Below are 16,538 nucleotides of genomic sequence, written 5' to 3'. Positions count from 1 at the left end.
CGCCCCACACCTCGGTCAAGGACACCGGCTTCCAAGAGAGCGACCCAGGAGTTGGTTCAGATCTCCTCTGAACCGACCCGCCGCATCTCCTTCGCTGCCCCGGTCGGGGCGCTGATCCGAAGGACCAGCGTGCGGGGGTACCCCTTGACCGCGGTCTGACGGCGGCCGGTAGCGAGAGTCGTCCAGGGCGGCGAGGGTGTCGGCCTGTGAACCGGTGCGGTTCACACACGCCACGGGCTCGGGCAGCACGAGCAGGCCGGCGGGTGTCACAACGTCCCGGTCTCGGGAGAGCGTGGTGACGTCGCCGGGCTCCAACGTGGCGGCCGCCGCCATCACGGCGGCATGAGCGAGGCTGCGTCGGCGGCAAGCACGGCGTCGTCCAGGACCGGGGGCTGTTCGGTGCGGGGGCCGGGGATCAGTAATGGTCTCCAGCTACCCGACCAGACGCGGTAACCGCGGCAGGTTGGGAACCTGCCGCGGGCCGCGTCGCTGCCGTGGGTCACGTGCCTGCGCACGGGACCTGTTCCGGCGAGGTCAGTCCGCCGGGGTCTCCCACCCGTAGTCCGGCAGCTTGAAGAAGTCGTCCCCGTTGACCCGGTCGGCGCTGCCCGTGGCCAGGCCCGTCATCAGGGACTCCACTCCGGTACGTACGGACTGGACGAACATGCCGCGCTGCCGCTGTCCCAAGTCGTCCTGTTGCCCGCGGACTTCGAAGAGGACTGTGCCGGTTCCGTTGAGGGCGAAAGCGGAGCGGCCCTGGCCGGCGTATTCGCGCGCGTCGGGGTGGAGATAGCGGCCGGTCGCGGCGAGCCTCGACTGTTCGCCGTATGCGTCGGCGATGCCGTTGGCCACCGTGAGCGCATAGCGGCGGGACTTGTCCTGGTCCAGCTTCGGCCACTGCTTCTTGTACTTGGCCCCATCGTTCACACCGAGCGGCGGATAGTCCAGCGAGACCGTGATCAGCTTGCCGTCCTGAGGGCCCCCCGTGATGCGCTCGCAGGGACCCATGTGGTGCAGATCGATGAACCCGTCGACAGATCCCTTCTCATTGCGCATCTTCACATACGTGTCACGGATCGCGCGCGACTCGGGAGAGAGGAAGAAGCCGGCATCGGTCTGCTCGCCGGGGAGGTCGGAGGCCTGCGGGACGTAGTTCAGATCCGGGTTGAAGTCCCGGTTGAGGTCATAGCCGGGCTGGTCGATGCCGTCGCCGCGGAGGCTGTGGTACCAGGCCCGCGGCGCCCCGGCCAGCTGGGGGAACTGCGCGACGGTCTGGTCCCAGGAGCGTACGTTGATACGACGGTTGAGCTCGCCGCCGTCCGGGTTCACCATCGGCATGGCAACCAGGGTGACTTTGCTGAGGAGTTCGGCGGTCTTCGGACCAGAGCTTGAACCCAGCTCCTTGAGGATGCCAATGAGGGCCTCCGTGCCCGTGCGCTCGTTGCCGTGAATGGCGCTGGTCACCATCAGGACGCGGGGACCGGTGCCCACTCGCGCGGCCCACAGTTCGCGGCCCTGGGTGGTGCGCCCGGCGACCTCGACCTGCACCCGGCCCTTGCTGGTCTTCTCGATCTGCCGAAGTGTGGCGCCGAGTTGATTATGGTCGGTCCAGCCGGACCAGGACGGATCGTCGGAGGTCTTGCAGTTGCCGGGATCGCTTTCGGCGGCCGTGGCGGTGGCGGCGGCCGGTGAGGTGACCAGTACCGCGCCGAGGGCGGCGGAGGCAGCGACGGTGGCAACGGCTGTGCGTAGCGCTCGTGGACGGGTGTTCCGCGTGCTGCGGTAGGTGCGCATGGGGTGGGCTCCTCACAACGTTACGGGTGGCACTGGTGTGGGGGGCGTTCCGGATGATGCTGACCCGATGGTCAAGGAAAGGTCAATGGGGCGTACATGAATGCCCATGTCGGTGAACGGCCCCGAAGGCCTGGAGGTGGGCGGCGCCGGCTGTGCGTCAGGTCAGCCCATAAGGCCGGCACAACGCCATCGGCAGCAGACAGCCGCACCCCGGATGGTGCCGACCCTGCCTCCGGTCCGCCCGGCGGCACGCTACCCCCGCGACATACCCATCCCAATGCGAACCTGACCAAGCCCTACTAGGCGGCCGAGAGACATCTGTGAACGGGGACTTGCTCCTGTCGCATACGAGCCTGGCCCGGCGGGCGGCCGACCTGCCTGCAACGGCCATGCACTTCGCGACATTTTCCTGCCAAATGCTCTCATCTGCAGTAACGCCACTGAGACACAACAGCATTGACGGGTTTTCATCAAGATCATAGGCTCGCCCGCCGTCAGGCGCTGCTCGCGATACCAGGGAGAAACACATGCGTAGGTCCAGTTTCACCAGATCCGCCCGTACTACTACCGTCGCCCTCGCCGGCGCACTCCTGCTGACTGGTTCCCTGTTCACCGGCACCGCCGGTGCGGTTGGGGAAGGCCCCAACTACCGGGGCAAAGAGACGATCAACACCTCGATCCTGTCCACCTACGACGACGTGGCCCGCTTCCTGAAGGCCCAGGATGCCAAGCAGGACGCCATGGAGCTCGAGGTGATCGGGCAGACCGTCAAGGGCCGCGACATCCACCTGGTCAAATACGTCAGCAACCCGGACAACCCGACCATCCTGTACCTGGCGCAGCAGCACGGCAATGAGCAGCTGACCACCGAGGCCATGCTGCACACCATCAAGTCCCTCGGCTCGCCGTCCAAGGCCTCGCTGCTCAAGGACGTGAACATCCTCTTCATCCCGATGTTCAACGCCGACGGCGCAATGGGTGACGTGAACTTCCCCCTCGACGGCTACCTCGCCAAAGGCGAACGCCACCTGACCCGCTACAACGCCAACGAGGTCGACCTCAACCGCGACCACGTGGCCAAGGAGCAGCCCGAGACGCGGGCCCTGCACGAGAATGTGTTGCGCGCCTACGACGTGGACTACGCGATCGACCTGCACCACCAGGGCACCCAGTCGCGCGTGAACGGGGATCTGGTGTCCGGTTCGATCCTGTACCCGACGACCCCGGACATCTCACCCGAACTGGTCGAGAAGTCCAAGCGGCTCGGCTCCGTGGTGTATCACAACGTAGACCGAACCGGTTGGGGCCACATCGGCCGGTACGACGGGGGCTCGGCCAACACCATCGGCCGTAACGGCATGGCGGCCGAGTACGGCATCGCCACGCTGCTGTTCGAGATGCGCGGGATGAGCGACCACGAGTACGCACCGTATGTACTCGGCCAGAAGTCCAACGGCTACTTGATCCGGCAGTCGGTGCTCACCATGGAAGCCACTATCCAGGCGGTCGCCGACGGCTCGATAGACCAGGCGGACACCTCCTTCTGGGACACTCTTCCCCAGCAGTGCAACACCTGCTGACGACGGCACCACCCCGGTGCCCCCGGGTCACAGCCCCTCAGAGGGCGGTGACCCGGGGGTTCCGCCGCCTGGCAGTGTGGGTGTCGATTAATCATCCGACCAGGTCAAGCAGCACGTTGGTACTCGCGAAGTGTTCCGCCGAGTCGATCTCGTTGGCGGACTTGCAGGTGACTGGTCTGCCCGGGCTCGATCATCGGTGGGGGAGCGGGCGTAGTGGAGCGGCTTGCCCCAGGGCGCGGTGGGGGCGATGGCCGTTGGCGGAGCCCGGCACGCACGGCCGGGCCCCGCGTGGGCTCAGCAGCCCGTACGGTCCTCCGTCAGGACGCCCTGCTCGGTCCATAGTGTGCGGTCGTAGCAGCCCTCCGACCCGTCCAGCCGGTAGCGCTCGTTCGACGTGCCGACGGCATGGCGCTGGTCACGCGGGACACCCAGCGTCCAGGTGGCGTCGCCGGTGTACGTGTCGTCGAGCCGCGACCAGGAGATGCGCTTGCCGGCGCGTACGACCGAGGTGTCCGCGCGGTCCCCGAGCGTGAGGACGGTGCGCAGCCGGTTGTCCGTGCCGATCGTGGTCTCGCCATCCATGGTGTAGACGCGATGGGTGTGCGCGACCCGCGCCGGGCCGCGGCCGTCCACGGTCACCGTCTCGTCGTCGTCCCAGCGTGACGTGAGCCCGTCGGTGTTCTCGTCCTCCGTCCAGTGGTGGACTGAGGTATTGGCGAGGGTGCGCGAGACGGTGGTCTCGACGCGCCCGTGCGAGGTGTTCACATAGCCGGCGACGGTGAGCCGGTGGCCACCCTTGGTGTCGAGCCGGTTCAGTGAACCGGGCGTGATCGTCGTCGAGTTGGAAAGATCACTCTGATCGTGCTTCGTGAGCGCCCCGGTGACGTGCTCGCTGCCCTCGTCCTGCCAGACGAGGACGTTCGTGGGCGTGCTCCAGCCGCTCTGCCCCTCGGGCAGGCCCGCGACCGACACCTCGACGCGGTGCTCGCGCCCGTCGTTGAGGATGCCGGCGAACGGCGTCAAGTCGTACTCGATCGGCTTCACGTCGAAGGCACGCGGCGCCGGAACGACGTACCACAGGAAGGGGTTGGACCAGCCGCCGGTCCACACGGTCGGGAACGGTGCTGCGATTCCCGCGAGTTGGCCGTCGACCTTGACCTGCACCTCGCGGTACGGGCCCTTGTCCGCCTTGCATGAGTAGGACGCGGCGTCCGGCACGGTCAGGTACCAGTACTCCTCGCAGCCGCCGCCGGATCCGGTGGCGTACACCTCGGCGACGATACGCTCGGAGTTACGCGGCGTGGTCAGCGTGGCGCCCTTCAGCGGGACCACCTTGTCGGGCGTTTCGGCGGCCTTCGTGCTGCCCTTCGCGGCATAGAAGGTCAGCGTGACCTTGACGTCGATGACGCCGGTGTATGTTTCGTCGACGACATTACCGATGAGCATTTCGACGGGCTGCTCGCGGCGCAGTGTGTCGCTGTAGTGGGTGACGTCCTTCTCCACCGACCAGGTGATCCCGTCGACGGAGGGCTCGGGTGTAGACGTACGGAACACTTCGACGCCGCCCATACGGAGGTAGCCGAGCCGGTCGTACTGACGGCCCTTCACCTTTCCGTCGAGGCGCAGCACCACCTTGCTCCAGCGGTCTCCGCACTCCGTGGGCGGGGCGTAACTTCCCCTGTACGGCGTAAAATCGCGGAACTGCGCCTCTGTGATGGTGACTTCGCAGGATCGGGTGTCGGGCTTTTCGATGGCCGGCGCCGCGGTCAGCGGGTCGTGCCAGTCGGTGCCGAACTCCACGGGAACCGGCTCGGCCGCGGCCGCCGGGCCCGCGCCGAACGCCGATCCGGCGGCCAGCGCCAGTCCGGCGAGCATGGACGTGATCTGTCGTTTCATGAGTCAGGAGTGAAGCGCGGTACGAACAAGTGCGCCAGGGGCGAATGATCGACCTTGTCGTGATCTGTGCACTCGTGCGGAAAAATCGATTGTTGCGAACTCCGGCGGAACGCGAACCTTGCGCGGTTTCATCACTCGCCACCCCTCAAGAGCTCCATGGGACGTCAAGCAGATTCGCGACCTGCTGCTGCGCCCCGTCGGGGGCGGCGGGCCGACCGTGCGCAGCGCCCTCGGGCATGACGACCTCATCGTGGTGGGCGGCTCCTGCCAGCGCACCTGGGAACACGCGATCCCGAAGTCGGCGCGGGCTGCCGGGCCCAGGATCAGCTTCCAGTTCCGGCCGTACGGGGTGCGCTGAGCCGGCACCCGGCCCCCGTCCGCCGCCCCGGCGACCCCGCCGGAGCAGACGTGACCTGGGTGAACACCAAGTCGCGCACCCCGCGCGCGAGTTCGGATCTGCATGTGCACCGGGCCCGGCCCGTGCCCGCGTCCTCCGCGCCCGCGGACCGTGGGGGGACACGGACTTGATCCCACCCCTTGTCCCGCCGCCCGTCGGCACCGAAGAATGCGCACGGCAACCATCGGCTACAGACGTCACACCCGGCGTCGGCAAGGGGGCTCCACCCAATGTCACCCGCAGCACCGATGACACGTACGACACGTCGCTCACCGAGGATCGGCAAGGCGCTCACCGGCGCGGCGTTCGCGCTCGCCCTGGTCGGCGCGGGCGCGGCACCCGCCGTCGCCGGGACCGCGGGCGGGGACGCCGGCACCCGCGCGAGACCGAACGACGCGCCCGTCACGTTCGCCGGCACCGTCGCGCTCAGCAACTGTTCCGGCTCCGTCGTGCGCACCCCGCAGTCACAGCCCGACGACCCCGCCCTCGTGCTCTCCAACGGGCACTGCATCGAGGGCGGCTTTCCAAAGGCCGGCCAGGTCATCGTGGACCGGCCGTCCACCCGCACGTTCAAGCTCCTCGACGAGGACGCCGGGGTGCTCGGCACGCTCCAGGCCGACCAGATCTCGTACGCGACGATGACCGACACCGACATCTCGCTGTACCGGACGACCGCCACCTACGCCGAGATCGAGAGCAAGTACCACGTACGGCCGCTGCTGCTCGACCCGCGCCACCCGCGCAAGAACACCGAGATCACCGTGACGTCGGGGTACTGGAAGAAGCAGTACAAGTGCTCCGTCGACGGGTTCGTGGACCAGCTCAAGGAGTACTGGTGGACCTGGAAGGACTCGGTGCGCTACACGCCCGAGTGCCAGACCATCGGCGGCACCTCCGGCTCTCCGGTGATCGACGACCACACCGGACGCGTGATCGCCGTCAACAACACCCATAACGAGGACGGCGAGCAGTGCACGCTCAACAACCCCTGCGAGGTCGACCGCAAGGGGCTCATCACCGTCCGCCACGGCACGCGCTACGCGCAGGAGACCTACGGGATCGTGCCGTGCGTCGTCGACGGCAGCAAGCTCGAACTGGGCCGCAAGGGATGTGAACTCCCCGAGCCCCAGGCCTAGTACGCAGAGGACGTACGCCGTACGGACCGGCCGAGAGCACGTCCGTGCGGCGGCGTCCTCGATGACGAACCGCCCGTCGATCAGCGCGTGCGGGATGCCCACCGGCAGGGTGCGTGGCGCCTCGAACGCGGAGCCCGCCGAGCCCGCCGCCACCGTGTCCGGGTCGAAGAGGACCAGGTCGGCGCGGTAGTCCTCGCGGACGAGCCCGCGGTCCGGCAGGCGCAGCCGGGCCGCCGGACGGGACGTCAGATGCGCCACCGTCTCCTCCAGGGACAGCACGCCCGCCCTCGATCACCTTGAAGACGCGGTCGCGGGCCGGCAGATCCGGCTGCGCGACTTCCACCGCGGCGGCATCGACAGCGGCCAGCCGGTACCGGTGGCGCATGGCGTACCTCGGCGACGAGGTTCGGCTGGACGGTGACGTAACGGAGCTTTTTCCCAGAGCCCCATTCAGCGCTGATCTGCATTCCCGTCCATGGATGCCCGGGCCTGGCGGGGGCCGGCGCGGCCCCCAGCTCGCGCCGCGCGGCGGGGCCTGGACGGGTGCGGCGAGGGCGAGCGGCACGGGGAACTCCACCTGCCAAGGGTGACCCGGCGCCGTGAATTAATCGGGGAGGCGCATGCTCAAGCGCGCACGCTGCGAATCGTCGAGGAAGTATTGAAAAGCGGGGACGGCACGCTGCGGCTGATCGTCTTCATGGGAGTGGCCACCTGCGCCGCACTCACCCTCGGTGGTGGCGCCTGGCTGGCGGGTCTGCTGTAGCGGTGCTGAGGCGCGATCCAGATTATTCGGGGTTCGGCGGTCTGCGGATGGCGAGAACGTGCCACCAGCTCCGTCCCAGGGACAGCAGCGGCCATTACCGGCCGCACGAGGAAGAAGGAGAAACCAGCATGGCGATTCAGCGGATGGACAACGTCGGCATCGTCGTAGAGGACATGGATGCCGCCATCGCGTTCTTCGTGGAACTCGGTATGGAGCTGGAGGGCAGGGCGGAGGTCGAGGGCCTCTTCGCCGACCAGTGCACCGGACTCGACGGCGTCCGCTGTGACATCGCGATGGTCCGGACCCCGGACGGTCACAGCCGGCTCGAGCTGGCGAAGTACCGCAGCCCCGCGGTGATCAGCGCCGGGCCGCACAACCGGCCGCACAACATTCTGGGCACGCACCGCGTCATGTTCGCCGTCGACGACATCGAGGACACCGTTGCCCGCCTGCGCCCTCACGGCGCCGAACTCGTCGGCGAGATCGCCCGGTTCGAGGACAGCTATCTGCTCTGCTACCTCCGCGGCCCGGAGGGCATCATCGTCGGACTGGCCGAGCAACTGCGCTGAGAAGGAGGAACCGGACCATGCAGCCGAACGAGATCATCGAGGTTCTGAACCGCTCGATCAGCCAGGAGCTGCTGGCCCGTGACGTGACCCACCTGGTAGACGGGACGAAGCCCAGTGGACCGGGGCAGGACGGGCAGCAAGCACCACCTGATCACCGACGCCACCGGCATTCCGCTCGCCGTCACACTGACCGGCGGCAACCGCTACGACGTCACCCAGCTCATCCCACTGATCGAAGCGGTTCCGCCCGTGCGCGGCAAGCGCGGCCGGCCAGGGCGCCACCCGGACATCGTGCTCGGTGATCGGGGCTACGACCACGACAAGTACCGCCGTCTCGTCCGTTGTTCCCCCGTGCACTTCCGGAGTGCGGAGCGATGTCCAGCGAGGACATTCAAGGAGATGAGTGGGACGCCTGTGTCGCGCTAGAACGTACAAGCAGGGACGAACGTGGGATCGCCTACTGGATGCGAGTCCTATGGCGACGGAGGCCCCGTAGTAGTCGCCGGAGTCACGACCGGTCAGGGAGGACGGGAAAGCCGTGGAGCGAGGCCCTCACCCAGAGCGAGGCCGGCGCCTTCGTCGACGTCCTCATTCCGATCACCATCATGGAGGCCCGGACCACCGCCGCGCGCCGGATCCGCGAGGCAAAGACCGCGATCCGCGACAGCGCTACGAGCACGCTGTGACCCTTGCCCGCCAGGCCCTTGACCCCGTGCGCAAGGCCTGCGACACACAGAAGGTCCACGACCAGGCAACGAAGAGGAAGGCCTCGGAGCGCACGCAGGAAGAGTGATGGGCCGTCCTCACCCAGAGCGCCTACGCACTGTTCAGCAGTGCCCCGCACGACGATGAGGGCACGACCGAGGACTTCACCTGGACCCGCGCCGATGCCATCGCGGCCGTGGCCACCGCCGCAGGTCTGCTTGCCCGACTGGAAGACCTGCCGTAGCACCATCGAGCCCGCACAACAGCGGGCCGCACGAAGGACCCGTGCGGCCCGCCCCTTTCGGCTCTCGTCACCCTCACCGAGAGCGGCGGCAAGCGACCCAAGCGAAGGACAGGTCGTCTAGGTCATCCGTTCTTTGAGATGCTCAGCGGGAAGGTGGGGGTGCCGACGTTGTTCAGCGTGGTGGTGTTCGCCCTCACGTACGTGTCCAGGTACGGCGAGCGGTCACCCTGGGTCGGTGAGTCGAACCGCGGGTCCTGCACCTCGAGGGCGAGCCGCGCGTCGGAGACCGTGATCGTCTCACCCGAGGGAACGCTCCGCCAGCCGTTTGAGGTGATGGTTCCGATCTGGACCCCCAGCTGGTGCCCTTGCTCGAAGGTCCAGTCCGTCGCTTTCAGGGCGAAGGAGGTTGATCCGCTGCTTTCCAGCAGTGCGACGTTCTCGTTGAACATCGTCGCCTTGCCGTCCGGAGCGACGTCCCACAGCCGTGCCCAGACGTTGCCCTGCCCCCTGGTCTTCAGCGTGATCTCCGGGCTGCCCGTGATCCGCACCTGCTCAGCGGCGGGCGTGGACCAGGTCCAGTAACTGTTGGCGGGTGCGTCGGCGCTGAGCACACTCGTCTGGTCAGCCGTCAGCGAGCCGACCTCCGGCGCGTACTCGATGTCCCAGCCGTGAGAATCCGGCGCCGTCATCGGCAAGGCGGCCTTCTGCGCCTTGCCGCCGTCGTCGACGTACTGCCCGGATGCCAGCCGCACCTTGTACGAGTTGTCGGTCACCGGCCAGGCCGGCTGGGCGCGCCAGTGACCGAGGCTGTCCTCGAGGGAGAACGCCGGGTCGGTCACCGACGGTTCGATGCCGCGGAGGTACTGGTCGTAGAACCGCATCACCTCGTCGAACCAGCCCGCCCGTCCCATCTTGAGCCGGCCGCTGGCATTGGTCTCGTTACCGCGCACGTGTTCCCACTGGCCGATCCAACCGCGTTGCGGGCCCTGATGGTTGGCCAGGTACTTCTGCATCTCCTCGGGCTTGGTGTTGTCCTCGATGAAGCCCGACGTGACGAACAGCGGCGTCTGCGATCCGGCGGCGCGGGAGGCGAAATCGCGGGCACGCCAGAACGGCGACTTCGGGTCGGGGTTCTGGGTGTTGGTGAGGTTGTCACTCTCGCACTCGGGGTGGTTCTTCTCGTACCCCGCGTTCGCCTTGTAGTGGTCGCTGTCATCGGCCAGCGGCGCCATCGTCGTGATCGAGTAGTAACCCCGCGGGGTGCTGGTCACGTTGGAGCGCGGCACCCCGTTGCTGTACAGGTAGTTGTACCTGTTCCACGTCGGTTCTTGGGAAACGATCGCCCGCAGAGGCTTGAGCTTGAGGGTATTGGCCGCCAGCCCGGTGTTGGCGTCGTACGACTTGCCGTACATGCCGACCTTGCCAGTCGACCACGGCTGGCTCGCTGCCCACTCGACGGCCGCCTTGATGTCAGCCTGTTCCCCCGGGCCGAGAAAGTCCAGGCACCCGGTGCTGCCGCCGAAGCCGCGCAGGTCGACCATCACGAAGGTGTATCCACGCTCCATGAGCCGCGCGCCGTTGATGAAATCCTGAAAGCGCGCCGATGGCCCGACCCGGTCCCACCCCGCGGGAGCAGTCTCCCCCGCGTGGGAGAAGTACGGGCCCACCGACAGGATCACCGGCGTCTTCGCGTCCGCCGGCAGGTCTGCCGGGCGCAGCACGTCGGCGTGCAGCTCGACCCCGCTGCCGTCCGAGGAAGGGAAGTAGTGCTGCGTCCAGAGCGAGCCCTTCGGGACGCGGTCGTTCTCCTCGTGCGTGACGGGGTCGGTCGCGGTGGCCACCGCCTCCGGCCGGGTCTGCGCTGCGGTGGCGGACCCGGATGTCGCGCCGGGCGCTGCGGCGGCGGGTCCGGCGAGCGTGCCGGTCAACGCGAAGGTGGTGATGACGGCTGAGGCGGCCCAGGCGGCCGCGCGACGTCTTCTCACTTGCTCCTCCTGGAGTTGTCGGTACCGGGCGGTGCAGGTGGCGCTGTCGGACAGCGACCCCGGACCCGCCGTCGACGGGTCGACGAGGGGCGGCCGCGCGCAGACGGACGGAATCTGGATTCCGGGTGCGCGCCGGAGCCGACGGCGAGGCAGCCTATGATCATCATGGGAACGCGTCAACAGGGTTGTATGAGCGACGTGTTGCTGGTGCGGCCGCAGATGTCCCGACCGGGGCTGGTCACGGCGGCTCACGGGAGCGCGTAAAGCGACGGAGCCCGGCGCGCCCGAGGGCAGGGTCGTCGCATGTGATCGGTGTCTGACCGGCGTTCGGCCGTCCGGCGCCCCCCACAGCGGGGCCGGCGCTTGCCGGACACGGTACTCGTAGCAGCCGACGCGGGAGTGGCCTGTGCCGCCGCGGGCAAACCGCCCGCGGTGAGGCTCGTGATGATGGTCAGTGCACCGGCCGCCGCGACGGGCGACACCACCCTCCTCCGGAGGTTCATCCATCCTCCACCTACTGAGGTTGTCGCTTTGTTGTCGGGTGGTGACTGTTGGTGATTCCTGCGGCATGCCGATGGGATGCGGTATGGGATGGGTGGAGGCCTGACTGCTGAGCGGCGGGTGTTTTGTGAAGCGGGTCTGTCAAACGAACGGCCCTGTCTCACATTCGGTGGTGACGGAGCGTGCTGCTATCCGAGGAGGACGCGGTGGCGAAGAAGGGTGAAGCCTGCTCGTCCGTGCATCTGCGCGCGACCCACTTGGTCTTGGTACTGACGCCTTCGGTGGGGCCGTTGCCGTAGGAAGTGTGAGCGCGGCGATCACGGAGTCGCCGTCCCGTTCCAGGCCCCGGGTGAAGGCGTGCAGATGGGGCAGATCGGCTGCGCGGACCTGGACGAACCAGTGAGAGAGCCGGTCGGCGATTGCTGCGCAAGACGTATGGAAGTCGCAAAGTTCCCAATATTGGCGGCCAGTTGGGTCATCTCGGGGCAGGCTGCAATGAGCCGGGCCAGGAGGTCGTGATGCTCGGTCTTGAGGTTGTAGGGCCTGGCGAGGAGCATCCGGGCGAGCCGACGCGGGGAGATGTGGCTGCGGTCGGCGTCCGCGCGGCCTTGGTTGATTTACTTGTGCAGGAGGTTGAGGCAGCCGGTGAAGCCGAGGGCTTTGATCTCTTCGAAGTGGTGCTTGACGGGGACGGCGGGGTCCTCGGCCCGGCGTTTGCGCAGGTGCTCGCTAGGGGGCGACGAGGCTGGCGCGGGAACGGTACGGGTCCTCAATGTCAAACCGGCTGTCCGTCTGCAGGATCCGAAGGTCGCGGAAGCCCTGGAATGGCCGGGACAGTTGGTCGAGCGACACGGCTGGGAGTACGAGATCACCATTGCCGAGCGCATGTTCCGCCACGACCCTTCGGTCATGCTGAACGCGCCGCTTCGGACCCTGCTCTACGCGGACCCCGACGGCGACACGAAACTCGCCGTCGAACAGCCCAGCCTGCTGTTCGCCGACTACGGCAATCCTCGGATCGCCGATTTCGGCCGCGAACTCGACTCCATCCTCGCCCAGTTGATCACCCTCCTCGGTGGAGACGCACCTCCCCAAGTGTGACTCCACTTGGCGGTGGTCGATCGCTACGGCACGGCCGGGACGACGGGATCGCACCAGCGGGCCGGTTCGCCGCACTCGCCTATGATTCCTAATCTCTTTGTCAAGCAGCGTTCGTGACGGGGGGTATGGGTTCGTAGCACCGTCCGTCGCGCAACAGGGCCCACGGGACGTTGACCCGGCGGCGGGCAAGGGCGAGGACGGCCTGGGTGTGCCGCTTGCCTTCGGCGCGTTTGCGGTCGTAGAAGCGGCGGGACTCGTCACAGCAGCGGATGCTGATCAGCGCGGAGGTGTAGAAGACGCGCTGGAGCCGCCGACTGTAACGTCTGGGCCGGTGCAGATTGCCACTGATCTTGCCCGAGTCGCGCGGAGCCGGGGCGACGCCGGCGAACCCGGCGAGGCGGTCCGGTCTCTCGAAAGCCGTCATGTCGCCGCCGGTGGCGGCGAGGAACTCAGCGCCGAGCAGGGGCCCGATGCCAGGCATGCTCGCGATCACCTTGGCGTGCTTGTGCTCGCGAAACCGTGCCTCGATGAGCTTGTCGGTTTCGGCGATCTGCTCGTTGAGGCGCATCACCTCCTTGGCGAGCGTGTGCACGAGCTGGGCCGTCGGCTTCTCCCCGGTCACGCTGGTGTGCTGGCTCTCGGCGGCCGCCAGGGCCTTCTCGGCAAGCTCGGCAGCACTGCGGACTTTCCGGTTGCGCAGCCAGGTCTCCAGCCTCCGGGCCCCGGTCCTGCGGATGGCGGCTGGGGTCTGGTAGCCGGTCAGCAGGATCAGCGGGCCGGCATTCGTGAGGTCCAGAGCCCGGTCCAGAGCGGGAAAGATGCTGGTGAGGTGGTTGTGGAGCCGGTTGATCACGCGGGTGCGGTCGTCTGCGAGGTCGCGGCGATGGCCGGTGTGGACCTTGATCTCGGCGACCAGTTCGTCACCGGGCCGCAAGGGTTGCAGGTCCCGGCGGATCCGGGCCTGGTCGGCGATGATCGCGGCGTCCTTGGCGTCGGTCTTGCCTTCGCCCCGGTAGCCCTCGGAGGCACGGCTGACGCTCGGCCGGGGATGTAGAGCGTGTGCTGTTCGTGGTTGAGCAGCAGATCGATCAGCAGGGCGGCGCCGCCATCAGCCAGGTCGATGCCCCAGGTGACCTCATCGCCCAGGGCGAGGACGTCGGCCAGGAGCTTCAGCAACTCCGCCTCGTCGTTGGCCACTCGCCGCGACAGCAGCCGCTTGCCGGTGTCGTCGATCACCACGCAGTGGTGATGGGTCCTGCCGGCATCGATGCCGGCCCAGATCGCTGTCACGTGCTCTCCACGGGTCGCTTGCTTACCTGCACCACAGACGACCTCGCCGGCGAGTCCCTACTCAGCGATCGGATCGCAATTCCTAATCAGCAGCCGAGTCGTCGGGGGGTGTCGGGCGGCGAATCGTAGGAAGCCACGGACGGCAGACCACTGAAAGCCACACCCGACACCCCTGGGTGAGCCAACCTTACGAATGGCTCGCTCATCCCGATCAACAAGGTAGGGACCACTGACCGTATTCGGAAAGACTCGTCTAGGGGATGCCAGCAGCGCGGCCGGACTCACGCACCCTGCCCCGTCCGCTCATCCGCGAGACGTCTAACATCATGTGGCGTTTCGTCGTCGGACGCCGATGCCTGCCTGGCCGTGTCCGCCGCCAAACGCCCACGACGTCCGCCGCACAGCGATGGCGTCGGGTATCGAGCAGCCGAGGAGAGGAACGTTCATGCGCGCTCGGAGCATCGGCGCGGCCGCCGCAACAGCATTGGCTCTGGTGGCTGCCCGTGACCTCGTCCAGAAGAAGCACGCACTGCTCAGAAACTTTCCCGTGATCGGGCACGCCCGGTACCTGTTGGAGACGATCGGGCCGGAACTGCGCCAGTACGTCGTGACGTCCAACGAGGAAGAGCGCCCGTTCAGCCGTGACCAGCGCACCTGGATCTATGCGTCGGCGAAGGAAGAGAACAACTACTTCGGGTTCGGAACCGACGTAGACGTCGAGCACGTGCAAGGGCACGCGTACGTGAAGCAGCGGACGTTCGCCGGCACGCTGCCCGATCTGCACGACCCGCAGGCCCCGCTGCCCTCGGCCAAGGTGCTGGGCGGCCCGCGCGGGCGCGCCAAGGCGTTCCGGCCGACGAGCGTCGTGAACATCTCGGCGATGAGCTTCGGATCGCTGTCCGGCCCGGCCATCACGGCGCTCAACAAGGGCGCGGCGCTGGCCGGCGCGATGCAGAACACGGGCGAGGGCGGCCTCTCGCAGTACCACCGCAACGGCGGTGACCTCGTCCTCCAGATCGGGACGTCGTACTTCGGTTGCCGTAACGAGGACGGCACCTTCAACCTCGACAAGCTCAAGGACGTGGTCGCAGGCGCCCCGGTCAAGGCGATAGAGATCAAGCTCTCCCAGGGCGCCAAGCCCGGCCTCGGTGGGATGCTGCCGGGCGCGAAGGTGACCCCCGAGATCGCCAAGATCCGCGGCATCCCGGCCGGCAAGGACTGCGCCTCCCCCTCTCGGCACACCGCGTTCCACGACGTCGACTCGATGCTCGACTTCGTGGAGCTGCTCGCTACCGAGACCGGTCTGCCGGTTGGGATCAAGAGCGCTGTGGGGGAGATGAGCTTCTGGCAGGAGCTGGCCACGCTCATGGCGCGTGGCGATCGCGGGGTCGACTTCGTGACCATCGACGGAGGCGAGGGCGGCACCGGGGCGGCTCCCCTGATCTTCACCGACTCGGTGTCGCTGCCGTTCCGGATGGGCTTCTCCCGTGTCTACAGCACGTTCGCCGAGCGGGGTCTGACCGACGACCTCACCTTCATCGGCTCCGGCAAGCTCGGGCTGCCCGAGAACGCCGCCGTCGCCTTCGCCCTGGGTGTCGACATGATCAACGTCGCCCGCGAGGCAATGCTGTCCATCGGCTGCATCCAGGCGCAGAAATGCCACACCGACAAGTGCCCCACTGGCATCGCCACCCAGGACCCGTGGCTGGTGCGCGGTGTCGACGCGCCCTCGAAGGCCACCCGGGCCGCTGTCTACCTGCGCACCCTGCGTAAGGAACTGCTGAAGGTCTCGGGAGCTGTCGGCGTCGCCCACCCGGCACTCATCACCACCACCGACATCGAGATCATGAACGGCGACTACGACGCCCGCACCCTGGCGAGCGTCTACGGCTACAAGGACGGCTGGGGTGAACTCGGCCCGGAGCTCGCCCAAGAGGTCACCGCGCTGCTCACCACCAAACCGACCCCTCTCCAGAAGCCTGCCGGCTGACGGGCGGCCATGTAAGCCGCTCAGGTTGCGACCCCTCGAAGGGGTGGCTTTGTTCACGTTCAGCAGCAGCGTTTGTCACCCGGTTTGGGCAGCAGTTGCTGATCGCTGGGCCTGGGAAGGTTCACGAGAGATGAAGTCCGTGCATGACGACGGCCCGCCGCACGGAGGGCGGCGGGCCGTCGTGTGACTGTCTCGCGCACGTGTACGGCAATGCGCCCGATCAGCCCGACCGTGAACGGCGGTATCCGTAGGAAGCCCGTCACCATCGTGACGGTCACCTTCGACGGCCGGCTCGAAGTGACCGACCCCGCCGCGCTGCGCCGCACGCTTACCCCGGGAATGGTCCCCGCTGTACGACCCGATTTCGAGGAGTCCGCCACGGACCCGGCGCTCGATGTCGATGCCGTGGTCCATCAGCCCGGTCCCTGTGGCTGCGCGGTCGTTCAGGCGCCGTACGTCCTGCGGCCCGCGAGCCAGGTTCCCCGTACGGGAATGTCGCGAATCCGCATCGGGTCGGCCGTGCGGGGGTCGGCGCCGAGCCAGACCAGGTCGGCCGGGGCGCCGGGCACGAGGGCGCGGCGGTCGTC

General features: G+C 67.7%; 9 protein-coding genes and 6 pseudogenes. 8 read left to right on the top strand and 7 right to left on the bottom strand.

The features are described from left to right. Nucleotides 1-534: 534 nt before the first annotated feature. Complete coding sequence (locus tag ACIBB8_RS33165) at nucleotides 535-1,794, bottom strand: M14 family zinc carboxypeptidase (protein ID WP_398958483.1); 1,260 nt, start codon at nucleotides 1,792-1,794, stop codon at nucleotides 535-537. A 527-nt stretch (nucleotides 1,795-2,321) separates the two neighbouring features. Here ACIBB8_RS33165 and ACIBB8_RS33160 point away from each other — a divergent pair. After that, nucleotides 2,322-3,374: a M14 family zinc carboxypeptidase gene (locus ACIBB8_RS33160; RefSeq protein ID WP_398958480.1), complete on the top strand. Its 1,053-nt coding sequence runs from the start codon at nucleotides 2,322-2,324 to the stop codon at nucleotides 3,372-3,374. A gap of 294 nt (nucleotides 3,375-3,668) precedes the next feature. Here ACIBB8_RS33160 and ACIBB8_RS33155 read toward each other — a convergent pair whose 3' ends face one another. Continuing rightward, complete coding sequence (locus tag ACIBB8_RS33155) at nucleotides 3,669-5,270, bottom strand: peptide-N4-asparagine amidase (protein ID WP_398958478.1); 1,602 nt, start codon at nucleotides 5,268-5,270, stop codon at nucleotides 3,669-3,671. Between the two features lie 175 nt (nucleotides 5,271-5,445). Between ACIBB8_RS33155 and ACIBB8_RS33150 the strand changes: the two are divergent. Both ACIBB8_RS33150 and ACIBB8_RS33145 read left to right on the top strand, forming a co-directional pair. Beyond that, nucleotides 5,446-5,628: pseudogene (locus ACIBB8_RS33150) on the top strand (alpha-ketoglutarate-dependent dioxygenase AlkB); the annotation flags it as partial. A gap of 317 nt (nucleotides 5,629-5,945) precedes the next feature. Next, on the top strand, nucleotides 5,946-6,803 hold the full coding sequence (locus tag ACIBB8_RS33145; protein ID WP_398958506.1) for a serine protease: 858 nt from the start codon (nucleotides 5,946-5,948) through the stop codon (nucleotides 6,801-6,803). Here the strand turns inward: ACIBB8_RS33145 and ACIBB8_RS33140 are convergent. Continuing rightward, nucleotides 6,800-7,085 (bottom strand): annotated as a pseudogene (locus ACIBB8_RS33140) (amidohydrolase family protein); the annotation flags it as partial. The gene ACIBB8_RS33145 and the pseudogene ACIBB8_RS33140 overlap by 4 nt on opposite strands. Nucleotides 7,086-7,694: 609 nt before the next feature. Between ACIBB8_RS33140 and ACIBB8_RS33135 the strand changes: the two are divergent. Together ACIBB8_RS33135 and ACIBB8_RS33130 are read left to right on the top strand one after the other, a co-directional pair. Then, nucleotides 7,695-8,135, top strand: a complete 441-nt coding sequence (locus tag ACIBB8_RS33135) for a VOC family protein (protein WP_398958475.1) — start codon at nucleotides 7,695-7,697, stop codon at nucleotides 8,133-8,135. Between the two features lie 102 nt (nucleotides 8,136-8,237). Further along, nucleotides 8,238-8,477 (top strand): annotated as a pseudogene (locus ACIBB8_RS33130) (transposase); the annotation flags it as partial. Nucleotides 8,478-8,643: 166 nt separating this feature from the next. Here the strand turns inward: ACIBB8_RS33130 and ACIBB8_RS33125 are convergent. From ACIBB8_RS33125 to ACIBB8_RS33115, 3 genes and pseudogenes are all read right to left on the bottom strand, one after another. Beyond that, nucleotides 8,644-8,880, bottom strand: coding sequence for a hypothetical protein (locus ACIBB8_RS33125; protein WP_398958472.1), 237 nt, complete (start codon nucleotides 8,878-8,880; stop codon nucleotides 8,644-8,646). Nucleotides 8,881-9,206: 326 nt separating this feature from the next. Continuing rightward, the gene (locus ACIBB8_RS33120; protein ID WP_398958471.1) at nucleotides 9,207-11,069 is read right to left on the bottom strand and encodes a CocE/NonD family hydrolase; all 1,863 of its coding nucleotides are present in this window, start codon (nucleotides 11,067-11,069) and stop codon (nucleotides 9,207-9,209) included. Between the two features lie 689 nt (nucleotides 11,070-11,758). Then, nucleotides 11,759-12,301, bottom strand: a pseudogene (locus ACIBB8_RS33115) (transposase); the annotation flags it as partial. A gap of 106 nt (nucleotides 12,302-12,407) precedes the next feature. On the opposite strand from ACIBB8_RS33115, the gene ACIBB8_RS33110 reads away from it, so the two are divergent. Further along, a complete protein-coding gene (locus ACIBB8_RS33110; protein WP_398958469.1) occupies nucleotides 12,408-12,671 on the top strand; it encodes a hypothetical protein in 264 nt (87 codons plus the stop codon). 100 nt (nucleotides 12,672-12,771) lie between these two features. On the opposite strand, the pseudogene ACIBB8_RS33105 reads toward ACIBB8_RS33110, so the two are convergent. Next, nucleotides 12,772-13,961: pseudogene (locus ACIBB8_RS33105) on the bottom strand (IS110 family transposase). 445 nt (nucleotides 13,962-14,406) lie between these two features. Here ACIBB8_RS33105 and ACIBB8_RS33100 point away from each other — a divergent pair. Continuing rightward, nucleotides 14,407-15,951, top strand: coding sequence for an FMN-binding glutamate synthase family protein (locus ACIBB8_RS33100; protein ID WP_398958467.1), 1,545 nt, complete (start codon nucleotides 14,407-14,409; stop codon nucleotides 15,949-15,951). A 249-nt stretch (nucleotides 15,952-16,200) separates the two neighbouring features. Beyond that, a pseudogene (locus tag ACIBB8_RS33095) lies at nucleotides 16,201-16,293 on the top strand (type I-E CRISPR-associated protein Cas6/Cse3/CasE); the annotation flags it as partial. Nucleotides 16,294-16,538 lie beyond the last annotated feature (245 nt).

Source organism: Streptomyces sp. NPDC051286 (assembly GCF_044455345.1).
Lineage (GTDB): Bacteria > Actinomycetota > Actinomycetes > Streptomycetales > Streptomycetaceae > Streptomyces.
Note: the sequence above shows the minus strand (reverse complement) of the source record. Positions and strands in the feature narration are given on the sequence as shown.